The sequence below is a fragment of the Paenibacillus sp. FSL R5-0887 genome, from assembly GCF_038002305.1.
Taxonomy (GTDB): Bacteria; Bacillota; Bacilli; order Paenibacillales; family Paenibacillaceae; genus Paenibacillus_AQ; species Paenibacillus_AQ odorifer.
Genome location: NZ_JBBOCE010000001.1, coordinates 3120818 through 3133863, shown reverse-complemented (window position 1 = coordinate 3133863; position 13046 = coordinate 3120818). Strand labels below are relative to the sequence as shown.

Sequence of the window (13046 nt, the reverse complement as noted above, 5' to 3'; positions counted from 1 at the left end):
ATAAGTGTAAACGGAGATCTTCCGTTTATGCGGGAAATATAGTCTTTATATTTCGGCGCAAAACTAACGAGTCCCGAGCTTAAGGAGATGAATTCTCTTTGGCCGGGCTCGTTTACTTTGTAGCGAAGGAAAGACATATGAGAGGAGCCGTAGCTGTGGAGGGAAATAAGAGGAGAATCTCCATTAAGACATCCGGCAATAAGAATAACCCAGACAAGGAAAAGGAGAATAAGGCTTTTCCTGAAGTTAATCCTGAGTATCTAACAGCAGATCCGCGTAATCCCGAGGATATTCCGCTGGAAGAAAAAATGAATACGATGTACCGTTTGACCTTTGAGTGGGCTCATATTTTGGAAAAATCCCGAATTTATCAATATACGGATCTGCTATATTCACCTTGGCGGTTGATTTGGAGAAATATTTTATTTGGAGCAGCTCGGGGAGTTGGGATTGCACTGGGTTTTACTTTTTTTGCGGCAACGATTATTTATATCCTTCAGGGACTAGGCGCGCTCAATCTACCGATCATTGGTGATTATATTGCGGATATTGTGCGGATCGTACAACGTCAGCTAGAGTTCAAATAGCCATCGAAACGTTAAGATTAAAAACAGCGAACCATTCCTCAAAACTGGAACAGTACGCTGTTTAAATGTTTTTGTGTTGGGGACATCTGTGTTTAGTCTTCGTCGAGAGGATCTAGGCTATGGGTTGCCTCGTCACTGTCCAAATAACGCTGGTAGCTCCGTCCCGGCACTACAATTAGATTGTTGCCCGTGATATCAGTGGCGATAAAGTTCTCCCAAGGCTCTACGCAGCCTTCCAGCTCATCGGCTTCAATCTCCATATCATTATAAGAATCAATATTGTTGCCCTCCGCCATGGCGGGAGAATTCGAGGTACCCCAGCTTTCAACAATCTGCCAGGCATCCTCACCGTCAAAACCGTTTTGATCGTCGCGTTCATCCAGACTGGTGCGTCCAAAAGGTGGAGATAACAGCTCCTCTTCCACTGGACGAGTGAAAGGTGCGTTTTGCCGCGGGTTGTGCTCTTTACAATAAAGTGTGGAAGGGATAGCAGATAAACGTTCAAAAGGGATCGGCTCACCACTAGCCTTGCATATCCCATAGGTGCCATTATCCATAGCGGATAAAGCAGCTTCAATATCGTCCAGCTCATGCTCGTCCCGCTCTAACAGTGAAATGTCCATGGAGCGATTATACAAATCGGTGGCTGCATCTCCTGGATGGTTGTCATTCTCGGAAAGTTCTCCGGAGCCATCCCGCATGGATTCATCTAAGCCGTAATGTTCATTATTCTGAAGCCTGTGCTGAATCGTATCCCGATCTTTTTCCAATCGTGCGCGTAACTCTGAGAGCTGCTGTACTGTCAGGTGCGTCATAATGAGAAAGCTCCTTTCTGTACCTTTTATAAGAATCATTCCGACTTGCCGGATAACACCGGATGGTTCTCTGTTAGGTTGACCGGAGAGCAGGGATTTTAGCGCTGGAAAATAGTCCCCAAGATTGAACTTAGCGGATGTCCCGCAATAGACGATTCTTTAAGGGCTGTGCTACAATATACAAGTCTTTAAACAGTATTCGTACCGCATTTAGCGGGAAAAATAAGAACGGAGTGACAACTTCTGTGGTGTACTATTTGATTGCTCTTATTGTATTTTTGGTGGATCAAGGGACAAAGTATCTCATTGCTACACGTCTGGAGATCGGAGAACAGATTTCTGTTATCGGAGATTTTTTCCTGATTACCTCTCATCGCAATCGCGGGGCTGCTTTTGGGATTCTCGAAGGTCAGCAATGGTTCTTCTTTCTAGTTACGGTTGTAGTGGTTAGTGGTATCGTTTGGTATTTGAACAAGACTAGACACTCGCGGAAGCTGTTATCTGTTGCCCTAGGGCTTGTACTGGGTGGAGCTATCGGTAACTTCCTGGACCGGATAATCAATGGTGAGGTTGTTGATTTCCTTCTGTTCAATTTTGGGAGCTATAGCTTCCCGATTTTTAACGTGGCGGATTCTTGTATTGTCATTGGGGTTGGATTGATTCTTTTGGATTCTTTTCGTGACCTTAAGAATGGCGAAGAAATTACGGAAATAAAAGAAGTAAAAGAAGCAAAGGAAGTAAGAGAAGGGAATGAATGATTTGAATAAAGACGTCAATCACCAAGCGGCATCTACGAGCGAAGAAGAGAGGGACGTCACGGAATGGACCGTTTCGGCAGAGAACGCGCGGGAGCGAATCGATAAATATATTACGGAATCATGGGAAGAAGAAATTTCCCGTTCTCAGGTGCAGCTGTGGATCAGCGGCGGTAACGTTACGGTTAATGGCAAGCCAGTGAAAGCCAACTATAAGTTATCGGAAGGCGACGTGGTTAGCGTTGTTGTCCCTGAAGCAGAAGTAACGGATTTGATCGCGGAGAACATTCCTCTTGAAGTTGTATATGAAGATAGCGATGTCATTGTGATTAATAAACCCCGGGGCATGGTTGTGCACCCAGCTGCGGGACATCCGTCAGGCACCTTAGTAAATGCGCTGATGTATCACTGTAAGGATCTGTCCGGCATTAACGGTGAGATTCGTCCAGGTATTGTACATCGGATCGATAAGGATACCTCTGGTCTTATCATGGTGGCTAAGAATGATGCCAGTCATGCCTCGCTTGCCGCACAGCTTAAAGAGCATAGTGTTACGCGCCGATATATTGCAGTCGTACACGGCAACTTGTCGCATGATAAGGGCACTGTTGACGCACCGATTGGCAGAGATCCACATGATCGCAAGCTATACACAGTAACTGAAAAGAACAGCAAGAAATCCGTAACCCATTTTACAGTAATGGAACGCTTCGGAGATTGTACACTGCTGGAGCTGCAGCTGGAGACTGGCCGCACGCATCAAATCAGGGTACATATGAAGTTCATTGGCCATCCACTTGTAGGTGATCCGATATATGGACGCAGCAAGGGCACTACGATGAATGGACAAGCGTTGCATGCGGCGGTGCTTGGATTTGTTCATCCTACCACAGGTGAATATAAAGAATTCAGCAGACCTATTCCAGAGGATATGGAAGAAGTGCTGTTCACACTACGCAGCAGATAAGTACAAATGAAGTGATAATTAGTCTATGGTATTGAACACTACTTTACGGCATATTTAAAAACATAAGGATAAAGAAAGGGTAATGCCTTATTCTTTATCCTTATTTTTATAATGAAACGGATATCTGGAAACATACGCCATCCAAGGGACGGCGAAGCCGTTTCTTTTAAAAGTAGAATAGATATTCAGGAGATGAGATGACAGTATGAGTATTGAACAATACCAAGATAGCTTCATTCAGACTAATTTTGCAGACCGCATCGGCGGTGCCAATTATGGCAAAGACACTTCGATTTATAAATTCGAGAAAATCAAACGTGCTAAAGCATCCGCAAAACAGGATTTTCCTAACATTGAACTAATTGATATGGGCGTAGGCGAGCCGGATGAGATGGCTGATGCGGGTATCGTAGCTAAGCTTGCTGAAGAAGCAGCGAAGGAAGAAAACCGCGGATATGCGGACAATGGAATTGCCGAATTCAAGACTGCTGCTGCTGAATATTTGCGGGAAGTTTTCCGGGTGGAAGGAATTGATCCAGACACGGAGGTAGTTCACTCCATCGGATCGAAGCCTGCGCTGGCTATGTTGCCATCTTGTTTCATCAATCCAGGTGATATCACGATTATGACCGTGCCGGGTTATCCAGTCTTGGGTACACATACTAAATATTTGGGTGGACAAGTATTTACAGTGGAGCTGAAGAAGGAGAACAAATTCCTTCCAGATCTGAATGAAATTCCGGAAGACATTGCTCGTAAAGCTAAGCTTCTTTATCTAAACTATCCAAACAATCCAACGGGCGCTAGTGCCACTCCTGAGTTTTTTGCTGAGGTCGTTGCATGGGCGAAAAAATACGATGTAGTGGTTATTCATGACGCACCTTATGCTGCCTTGACCTATGACGGTTTGAAGCCACTTAGCTTCCTCTCCGTTCCAGGTGCAAAGGATGTGGGTGTAGAGCTGCATTCTCTTTCTAAGTCTTACAATATGACGGGCTGGAGAATTGGTTTTGTGGCTGGTAATCCGCTAGTGGTTAAAGCCTTCAGCGATGTGAAGGATAATAACGATTCCGGCCAATTTATCGCGATTCAAAAAGCAGCGGCTTATGGTCTTGCTCATCCGGAGATTACTGAAGCGATTGCAGATAAATACTCCCGTCGTCACAACCTGCTGGTTGATGCACTGAATAGCCTCGGCTTTAAAGCTGAGAAGCCAAAAGGCTCCTTCTTCCTGTATGTCGCTGCACCTAAGGGAATCAAAGACGGCCGTCGCTTTGAATCCGGTGAAGATTTCTCCCAATTCCTGATTCGTGAGAAGCTGATCTCCACTGTGCCTTGGGACGATGCAGGTCCGTTTGTTCGTTTCTCCGTTACCTTTATTGCTAAAGGTGAAGAGGAAGAGAGACGTGTCATCTCTGAAATTCAAAGACGTCTTAGTGATGTGGAATTTGAGTTTTAAGCATTGTTATTGAAATTAATGAGGCTGTCCCAAAAGTAGTGAATTCTACTTGGGGGCAGCTTCTTTTTTATGGAATAGGAAATGTTGTAGATGTTACTGTGCCCTATGACTATATGCCACGTGTTGTGTATTGTAGTGCATTTTAGTGTAGTGTTCTGTTATTCGGGTGGGTGGTGGTTGACTGCAATATTTGATTTTCGTACAGCTTGCAGTAGATGATTTGTGGTAGCCGTGACGGTGGAATTTGTGCAGTGGACTTTCTGCGGTGGGCTTGTGTGGTGAGCGATATGCGTTCTGTGTTTGTGCGAAGTAAAGAGTGGGTTATAAACTAATTAGGGAAAAACTCCCTGAAATTAGCCGATATTCGCTCTAAATGTACGAAATCAGGGAAAAACTCCCTAATAATTAGGTGGTTTTCTATATTAATCACTGAATCGGCCAACAATTAGGGAAGTTTTCCCTAATAACAAGTTTGATGAACAGAAAGCACTGAATTTCAGGGAGAAATTCCTTAATTACTATATAAGTACCTCACCGATTGCATCATTTTCAGCATTACTAGGTGCGCCTTTTGAATCATTTGGACATTAAGTAGTGTTAAGAACATAAACGAGGCTGTCCAAAAAGCCATGAAACGGCAACTTGGGACCAGCCTCGTTTTTTATGCAGATATACTGAGTACCGCCTCCCCCTTGTTGTTAATAGAAGTAAGGAAGAGAAGTGCAAAAGTTTAGGCAGAGAAAGTTGACATGAGGGGGTTGTTCTGTCATAATTCTTGTTAAATGAATAGCGCCTTTAATTCAGTCCTGTGAGGCTGGCAAGGTAACGTGAATCGAGGTTCGCGACTCTTAGAAAGGTATCCGTGTGTAAATACGGAACTGTCTTTTTATGCGCGCGGCCGTCATCTTCCTCATCTGCGGATTTCACTCCTTGCCTGTTATAGGCAAGGAGTTTTTTGATTTCCGGGAACTTGAATAGGCGAACAAGCTGGAGGGTGACAAGATTATGGTTACTGAGAAAAATGTCATTATGGATGAAACGGCGATCCGCCGGGCCTTATCGCGTATTGCTCATGAGATTTTGGAGAAGAACAAAGGTATCGAGAATTGTCTGCTGGTCGGCATTCGGACACGAGGTGTGTATCTGGCACAGCGTATCGCTGAGCGCATCAAGGAGATTGAAGGCGTCGAGATTCCATACGGTGAGCTGGATATCACACATTACCGGGATGACCGTGAAGTGGAAGGCAGTGAAGCAGTAGTGAAGAGCAACGTCGTTATTACTTCAGGAAGTGCTGGCATCCATGATCAGAAAGTCATTTTGTTCGATGATGTACTTTACACCGGACGCACCATCCGCGCGGCGATGGACGCTTTGATGGATTGCGGACGCCCACGAATGATTCAACTGGCAGTACTGGCTGACCGCGGACACCGCGAGCTGCCGATCCGGCCGGACTACATCGGTAAGAATGTACCTACCTCAAAGCACGAGCAGATTGAAGTGGCGCTGAAGGAATACGACGGCAAAGATGAGGTCTACATTATTTCAAACCGGGAGGAACGATAACATCATGACACTTACCAAGGTAAAGGAACGTAGTCTGCTGGGAATCAAAGAGCTTGACCGGTCGGAAATTATCCAACTGCTTGACAGAACAGCATTTTGGGACAATCAAAGTGAAAAGCTAACGCCCATCTTGAACTCCCATTTTATTTCTAACATGTTTTTTGAGAACAGCACACGCACACGCTTCTCTTTCGAGATGGCAGAGAAACGACTAGGTGCGCAAGTACTTAATTTTACGGCTGCAGCTTCTAGTGTAGAAAAAGGGGAGTCGATCTACGATACAGTGCGAACACTGGAATCGATGGGGATCGATGCCGGAGTTGTGCGTTTGAAGCCTGCAGGTGTGCTGCAGCAGTTAGCTGAGAAGGTGTCCATACCGCTTATCAATGCGGGCGACGGCAACAATGAACATCCTACGCAGGCGCTACTTGATTTATACACCATGACCAAAACCTTTGGGGAACTAAAGGGCCTGACAGTCTCCATCATTGGGGACATTATGCATAGCCGCGTAGCGCGTTCTAATCTCTGGGGGCTTACGAAAATGGGGGCCAAGGTGCAGTTCTGCGCACCGGATAATATGAAGGCTCCTGAGCTTATGGAGTATGCGCCTTACGTAACTATGGAAGAAGCTCTTAAAGCGGATGTAGTAATGATGCTTCGAGTACAGCTTGAGCGCCATACTTCCGGCATTAAGCTGTCTGCCGAAGATTACCGTAGCCACTATGGTCTAACAGAAGAGCGGGCAGCTAAGCTGGCCAAAGACACAATCATTATGCATCCAGCTCCGGTTAACCGGAATCTAGAGATTGATGATGCAGTAGTTGAGTGCAGTCAATCGCGGATTTTCCCGCAAATGTCTAATGGCGTACCGGTCCGGATGGCGGTTCTCGAAAGAGCTTTACTATAAGCTTACAGAATGCTAACGTATAGAGACTAATAAATATACACAAAGATGAATTTTTATTATATAATAACGAGAGGGCCCGCAGCTGTGATCTGAGGGTAAAGGTAGAATCATGACAGTGATTATTAGAAACGCCAGCGTATTGAATAAGGAAGGCTTGCTTGAGCGCAAACACATCGAACTTCAGGAGGGTGTGATCTCGGCTATAATCGACGGAAATGAAGCTATCGGAGAAGCCACGGAGATCATTGATGCTGAAGGTAAGCTGCTCATTCCGGGACTCATTGATATGCATGTGCACTTGCGTGAACCGGGATTTGAACACAAGGAAACAGTGGAAACCGGAAGTCGCTCAGCTGCTAAAGGCGGATTTACAACCATTGCATGTATGCCAAATACTCGTCCGGTGACAGATAGCCCGGAGATCGTGCAATTTGTGAAAGACAAGGCGCGTGAAGCAGGACTAGTTAAAGTGCTTCCTTATGCAGCCATTACGAAAAATGAGCTCGGACGTGAGTTGACGGATTTTGCGGCGCTCAAAGAGGCTGGAGCTATTGGATATACAGACGACGGTGTGGGCGTACAAAGTGCTCAAATGATGAAAGATGCAATGAACATCGCAGCATCGCTCGATATGCCAGTCATTGCCCACTGCGAAGATAATTCGCTGGTTGAAGGCTGCTGTGTAGCTGAAGGTGAGTTCGCTAAGAAGCATGGCCTCAAAGGAATTCCGAATGAGTCAGAAGCGATCCATGTTGGACGCGATATTTTGCTGGCAGAAGCGACAGGCGTTCATTACCATGTATGCCATGTCAGTACTGAACAGTCGGTGCGGCTGATTCGCCAAGCAAAAGAGATCGGCATTAAAGTAACTGCTGAGGTATGTCCGCATCACTTGCTTCTTGCTGAAGACGATATTCCAGGCCTGGATGCCAATTGGAAAATGAACCCGCCGCTGCGCTCCCGCCGCGATGTTGAGGCGTGTATCGAAGGGTTGCTTGATGGCACACTAGATATGATTGTTACAGATCATGCGCCACATAGTGAAGAAGAGAAGGCGAAGGGAATGCAGCTGGCACCTTTTGGTATCGTTGGATTCGAGACAGCTTTCCCACTCTTATACACAGCGTTTGTAGAAACCGGAAAATGGGATTTATCCTTACTAGTACAAAGAATGACTGCCGATCCTGCACGGGTATTCAGATTGAACACCGGGGTTATGGAGATCGGAGCTCCTGCAGATTTGACACTGATCGATCTGGAGCAGGAAAAAGAAGTAGATCCAAGTTCCTTCGCAAGCAAAGGACGTAACACTCCTTTTGGCGGCTGGAAGCTTAAGGGTTGGCCAGTAAAAACTTGGGTGGACGGCAAAGCCGTATGGACTGAGAAAAACTAGCGGACTGGTGAGGCGAAATTGCTGATCTTTACAGATCAGCAATTTGAACGCGTACACTCCGGAAGGCATGCAAGGCATACGTATTAGACTACAGAACATGAAGGAGTGGAAGGGAATGCAGGCGAGATTGCTGCTTCAAGACGGAACTTTATTTACAGGTACCGCATTTGGCGCTGAAGGTGAAAAGACAGGCGAGGTTGTTTTTAACACAGGAATTACAGGATATCAAGAGGTGCTGTCTGACCCTTCATATTGCGGACAAATCGTTACCATGACGTACCCATTGATCGGGAACTACGGGATTACGCGGGATGATTTCGAATCTGTTCGACCTTTCGTACACGGTTTTGTAGTGCGTCGTCATGAAGAGGTTCCAAGTAACTGGCGCGCAGAATACAGTGTGGACGACCTGCTGAAAGAATATGATATTCCTGGAATCAGCGAGATTGATACCCGGATGTTGACGCGGATTATTCGCCACTACGGAACAATGAAGGCGATCCTGACTACCTCTAACAAACGTGTTGAGGAATTGATGGAAATGATGGGCGACACCTCAATTGAAGAATTGCGCAATCAGGTAGCTCGCACATCTACTCCAAGCATGTACAATAGCCCAGGAACCAAAGAGCGCATCGTCTTGGTAGATTACGGCGCGAAGGCTGGCATCTTGCGCGAGTTGAACAATCGCGGTTGTGATGTTGTAGTTGTACCTCATGACGTAACCGCTGATGAGATTCGTCGCCTCAATCCAGATGGTATCCAGCTGTCCAACGGCCCTGGGGACCCGAAAGACGTCCCACACGCAGTGAAGACGATCTCGGAATTGCTTGGTGAATACCCAATTTTCGGCATCTGCTTAGGTCACCAGCTGTTTGCACTGGCTTGTGGCGCGGATACAGAGAAGCTGAAATTCGGGCACCGTGGAGGTAACCATCCGGTTAAAGAATTGGAGAGCGGACGTTGCTTCATTACTTCTCAGAACCATGGCTACACAGTGAATGAAGATTCTGTGAAGAGCACGGATCTAGAAGTTACTCACATTAATAATAATGATAAGACCGTTGAAGGACTTAAACATACCCGTTACCCTGCATTTTCAGTACAGTACCATCCAGAAGCAGCACCGGGACCTCATGACAGCAGCTATTTATTCGATCGTTTCTTACAGATGATCGCTGATCATAAAGCTAACACACCTGTAAGCTCGCGCCAGGCGCAGCTTGCGGCAAACGCCAGAATCACGGCGCCAAAACCTACAGTAAAACAGCTTGAAGCCGTGAAAGGAGCTCTATAACATGCCTAAGAATGAAAAGCTTAAAAAAATATTAGTAATTGGTTCTGGACCGATTGTTATCGGGCAAGCCGCAGAATTTGACTACGCCGGAACTCAGGCCTGTCAGGCCCTGAAAGAAGAAGGCGTGGAAGTTGTGCTGATCAACAGTAACCCAGCGACTATCATGACTGACACCAATATGGCTGATAAAGTTTATATCGAGCCGATTACCCTTGAATTCGTAACTGGCATCATCCGCCAGGAGCGCCCGGATGGCTTGTTGCCAACTTTGGGAGGACAGACAGGTCTTAATATGGCTGTAGAATTGGCTCGTGCAGGAGTACTAGAACAAGAGAATGTTAAGCTTCTAGGTACCCAGCTTGAATCCATCGAAAAAGCAGAGGATCGCGATTTGTTCCGCGATTTGATGCGCGAATTGGAACAGCCTGTACCAGAGAGCACTATTATTACCACAGTAGATGAAGCGATGAAATTCGCTGAGGAAATTGGTTTCCCACTGATTGTACGCCCAGCCTATACGCTTGGCGGCACCGGCGGCGGGATCTGCGACAACGAAGAAGAGCTGCTTGAGACTGTCAAAGCAGGTATTCGTTATAGTCCAATTGGACAATGTTTGGTGGAGAAAAGTATTGCCGGCATGAAGGAAGTTGAATACGAGGTTATGCGTGATGCGAATGACAACTGTATCGTTGTCTGCAACATGGAGAACTTTGACCCGGTAGGTGTGCATACGGGTGATAGTATCGTTGTGGCACCTAGCCAAACTTTATCCGACCGTGAATATCAAATGCTGCGCAGCGCTTCACTCAAAATCATTCGTGCGCTGAATATCGAGGGTGGCTGCAACGTGCAGTTCGCACTGGATCCGCAAAGCTATCAATATTATGTAATTGAAGTAAATCCACGTGTCAGCCGCTCTTCGGCTTTGGCTTCGAAAGCAACTGGTTATCCGATTGCCAAAATGGCTGCCAAAATCGCACTTGGTTACACACTCGATGAAATCGTCAATCCAGTTACTGGACAGACCTATGCTTGCTTCGAGCCTACACTTGACTATATCGTAAGCAAAATCCCACGCTGGCCGTTCGACAAGTTCATTCATGCGAACCGTAAGCTGGGCACACAAATGAAAGCAACTGGAGAAGTTATGGCCATCGGTCGTACCTTTGAAGAGTCCATTCATAAAGCAATTCGTTCCCTGGAAATCGGTGTACACCGTTTCCGTCTGCCGGGCGCTGAGGATCTGGAAGAAAGCGTCCTGCGTGAACGTCTGGCAAAACCTGATGATGAGCGGTTGTTCTTGATCGCTGAAGCTTTCCGCCGCGGATTTGGCTTGCAAGAGATTCAAGACATTACTAACGTAGACTGGTGGTTCCTGTCCAAAATCGAGGGACTGATCAACTTTGAAGAGGTCATCCGTGGGGATGAAAGCTTATCAGAAGAAACCTTGTATCAAGCTAAACGCAGAGGTTTTACAGACCGTGCGATTGCTGAGATACGTGCAGAAGGACAAGCGAACGGTAAATACACCAAAGAAGCTGATGTACGCGCGCTTCGTTTAGAGCGAGGATTAACGCCTGTATTCAAAATGGTAGATACCTGTGCAGCTGAGTTCGAAGCTTCTACACCTTACTACTACTCTACTTATGAGACTGAAAATGAGGTCATTCATTCCGATAAACAAAAGGTTATCGTGCTTGGATCGGGTCCAATCCGGATCGGCCAAGGGATTGAGTTCGATTACTCCACTGTGCATGCGGTGTGGGCGATTCAGAAGGCAGGTTATGAAGCGGTTATTATCAATAATAACCCTGAGACTGTATCTACCGACTTTAATACTTCGGACCGGTTGTATTTTGAACCCTTGTTCTTTGAAGATGTAATGAACGTAATTGCGCAAGAGAATCCGATTGGGGTTATCGTACAGTTCGGAGGCCAAACAGCCATTAACCTTGCTGCACCACTAAGTGCGGCTGGCGTTAAGATTCTCGGAACTAGCCTAGACAGTATTGACGAAGCTGAAGACCGGAAGAAATTCGAAGCTTTGTTGGCTCGTCTGGATATTGCCCAACCAAAAGGAAAGACGGTTATCAACGTAGATCAAGCAGTAGAAACTGCACAATCGCTTGGATATCCGGTGTTGGTACGTCCTTCCTATGTACTGGGTGGACGCGCAATGGAAATTGTATATAATGATGCGGAATTGCTTAGCTACATGGTAGAAGCGGTTAAGGTAAATCCGGAGCATCCGGTATTGATTGACCGTTACATGTTAGGTAAAGAGGTTGAGGTAGACGCAATTTGTGACGGTGAGACGGTAGTTATTCCAGGGATCATGGAGCATGTTGAGCGTGCCGGTGTTCACTCCGGTGACTCCATCGCTGTATATCCTCCGCAATATCTGGATGAAGGTCTGAAAGCAAAAATTGCTGAGATCACAATCAAGATTGCTAAGGAATTGAAAACGATTGGTCTGGTCAACATCCAGTTCGTAATCTATCAAAATGAAGTGTACGTAATTGAAGTAAATCCACGTTCATCGCGTACGGTTCCATTCTTGAGTAAAGTAACTGGAATTCCAATGGCGCATCTGGCAACCAAAATCATTCTCGGCGGCAAGCTGAAAGATGACGGTTATACAGAAGGTCTATGGCCGGAAAGTGATTATGTATCGGTTAAAGTGCCGGTGTTCTCTTTTGCCAAGCTGCGTAGAGTAGAACCAACGCTCGGACCTGAAATGAAATCGACGGGTGAAGTTATGGGCCGAGATAAATTGTATGCAAAAGCTTTGTATAAAGGTCTAATCGGAGCAGGAATGAAAATTCCAGCAACCGGCGCTATCATCGTTACAGTGGCAGATAAAGATAAAGCAGAAGCTGTAGAGCTTATGAAAGGCTTCCACTTGCTGGGTTACAAGATCATTGCTACCGGAGGCACCGCTCAAGCGCTTGAAGAAGCAGGTCTCAACGTAATGAACGTAAACAAGCTGGATGAAGGTGCGCCGAACATTCTCGACTTGATTCGTGGTGGGCAAGCCAACTTCGTCTTTAATACACTGACTAAAGGGAAAACACCAGAGCGTGATGGATTCCGTATCCGTCGTGAAGCGGTTGAGAATGGCGTCGTATGTATGACATCACTCGATACAGTAACGGCACTGCTCAGAATGCTGCAGACGATCAACTTCTCGTCACAGTCCATGCCTGCTTTTGTCGGTCAATTAAACTAATCTCATAAAGATGTATAGGGCGGTTTGCGTTTACGCAGACCGTTCCGCTATGCCTAGGGGCTAAT

General features: G+C 46.2%; 10 protein-coding genes. 9 read left to right on the top strand and 1 reads right to left on the bottom strand.

What is annotated here, in order from left to right:
- The first annotated feature begins 296 nt into the window (after window positions 1-296).
- Window positions 297-587 carry a DUF5665 domain-containing protein gene (locus tag MKY14_RS14020; protein ID WP_282579970.1) on the top strand — a complete coding sequence of 97 codons (291 nt, stop codon included), beginning with the start codon at window positions 297-299 and terminating at the stop codon, window positions 585-587.
- A gap of 92 nt (window positions 588-679) precedes the next feature.
- Here MKY14_RS14020 and MKY14_RS14015 read toward each other — a convergent pair whose 3' ends face one another.
- Window positions 680-1402: a TraR/DksA C4-type zinc finger protein gene (locus tag MKY14_RS14015; protein ID WP_076098553.1), complete on the bottom strand. Its 723-nt coding sequence runs from the start codon at window positions 1400-1402 to the stop codon at window positions 680-682.
- 245 nt (window positions 1403-1647) lie between these two features.
- On the opposite strand from MKY14_RS14015, the gene lspA reads away from it, so the two are divergent.
- The 8 genes from lspA (at window position 1648) to carB (ending at window position 12981) form a co-directional block, all read left to right on the top strand.
- Window positions 1648-2160, top strand: a complete 513-nt coding sequence (lspA, locus tag MKY14_RS14010) for a signal peptidase II (RefSeq protein WP_036683603.1) — start codon at window positions 1648-1650, stop codon at window positions 2158-2160.
- The gene (locus MKY14_RS14005; RefSeq protein ID WP_076192046.1) at window positions 2153-3124 is read left to right on the top strand and encodes an RluA family pseudouridine synthase; all 972 of its coding nucleotides are present in this window, start codon (window positions 2153-2155) and stop codon (window positions 3122-3124) included. The genes lspA and MKY14_RS14005 overlap by 8 nt, the downstream gene beginning before the upstream one ends.
- A 205-nt stretch (window positions 3125-3329) precedes the next feature.
- Window positions 3330-4583 (top strand): LL-diaminopimelate aminotransferase, encoded by a 1254-nt coding sequence (locus tag MKY14_RS14000; protein WP_076098555.1) that lies wholly within the window; start codon window positions 3330-3332, stop codon window positions 4581-4583.
- Window positions 4584-5588: 1005 nt separating this feature from the next.
- Window positions 5589-6152, top strand: a complete 564-nt coding sequence (gene pyrR / locus MKY14_RS13995) for a bifunctional pyr operon transcriptional regulator/uracil phosphoribosyltransferase PyrR (protein ID WP_036683379.1) — start codon at window positions 5589-5591, stop codon at window positions 6150-6152.
- A gap of 4 nt (window positions 6153-6156) precedes the next feature.
- Entirely contained in the window at window positions 6157-7062 is a 906-nt protein-coding gene (locus tag MKY14_RS13990; protein WP_036683376.1) for an aspartate carbamoyltransferase catalytic subunit, read from the top strand.
- Window positions 7063-7171: 109 nt separating this feature from the next.
- On the top strand, window positions 7172-8455 hold the full coding sequence (locus tag MKY14_RS13985) for a dihydroorotase (protein WP_076128828.1): 1284 nt from the start codon (window positions 7172-7174) through the stop codon (window positions 8453-8455).
- Window positions 8456-8570: 115 nt separating this feature from the next.
- Window positions 8571-9752, top strand: coding sequence for a glutamine-hydrolyzing carbamoyl-phosphate synthase small subunit (carA, locus tag MKY14_RS13980; protein WP_051491286.1), 1182 nt, complete (start codon window positions 8571-8573; stop codon window positions 9750-9752).
- Window position 9753: 1 nt separating this feature from the next.
- Window positions 9754-12981 (top strand): carbamoyl-phosphate synthase large subunit, encoded by a 3228-nt coding sequence (carB, locus tag MKY14_RS13975; RefSeq protein ID WP_339188125.1) that lies wholly within the window; start codon window positions 9754-9756, stop codon window positions 12979-12981.
- Window positions 12982-13046: the final 65 nt, after the last annotated feature.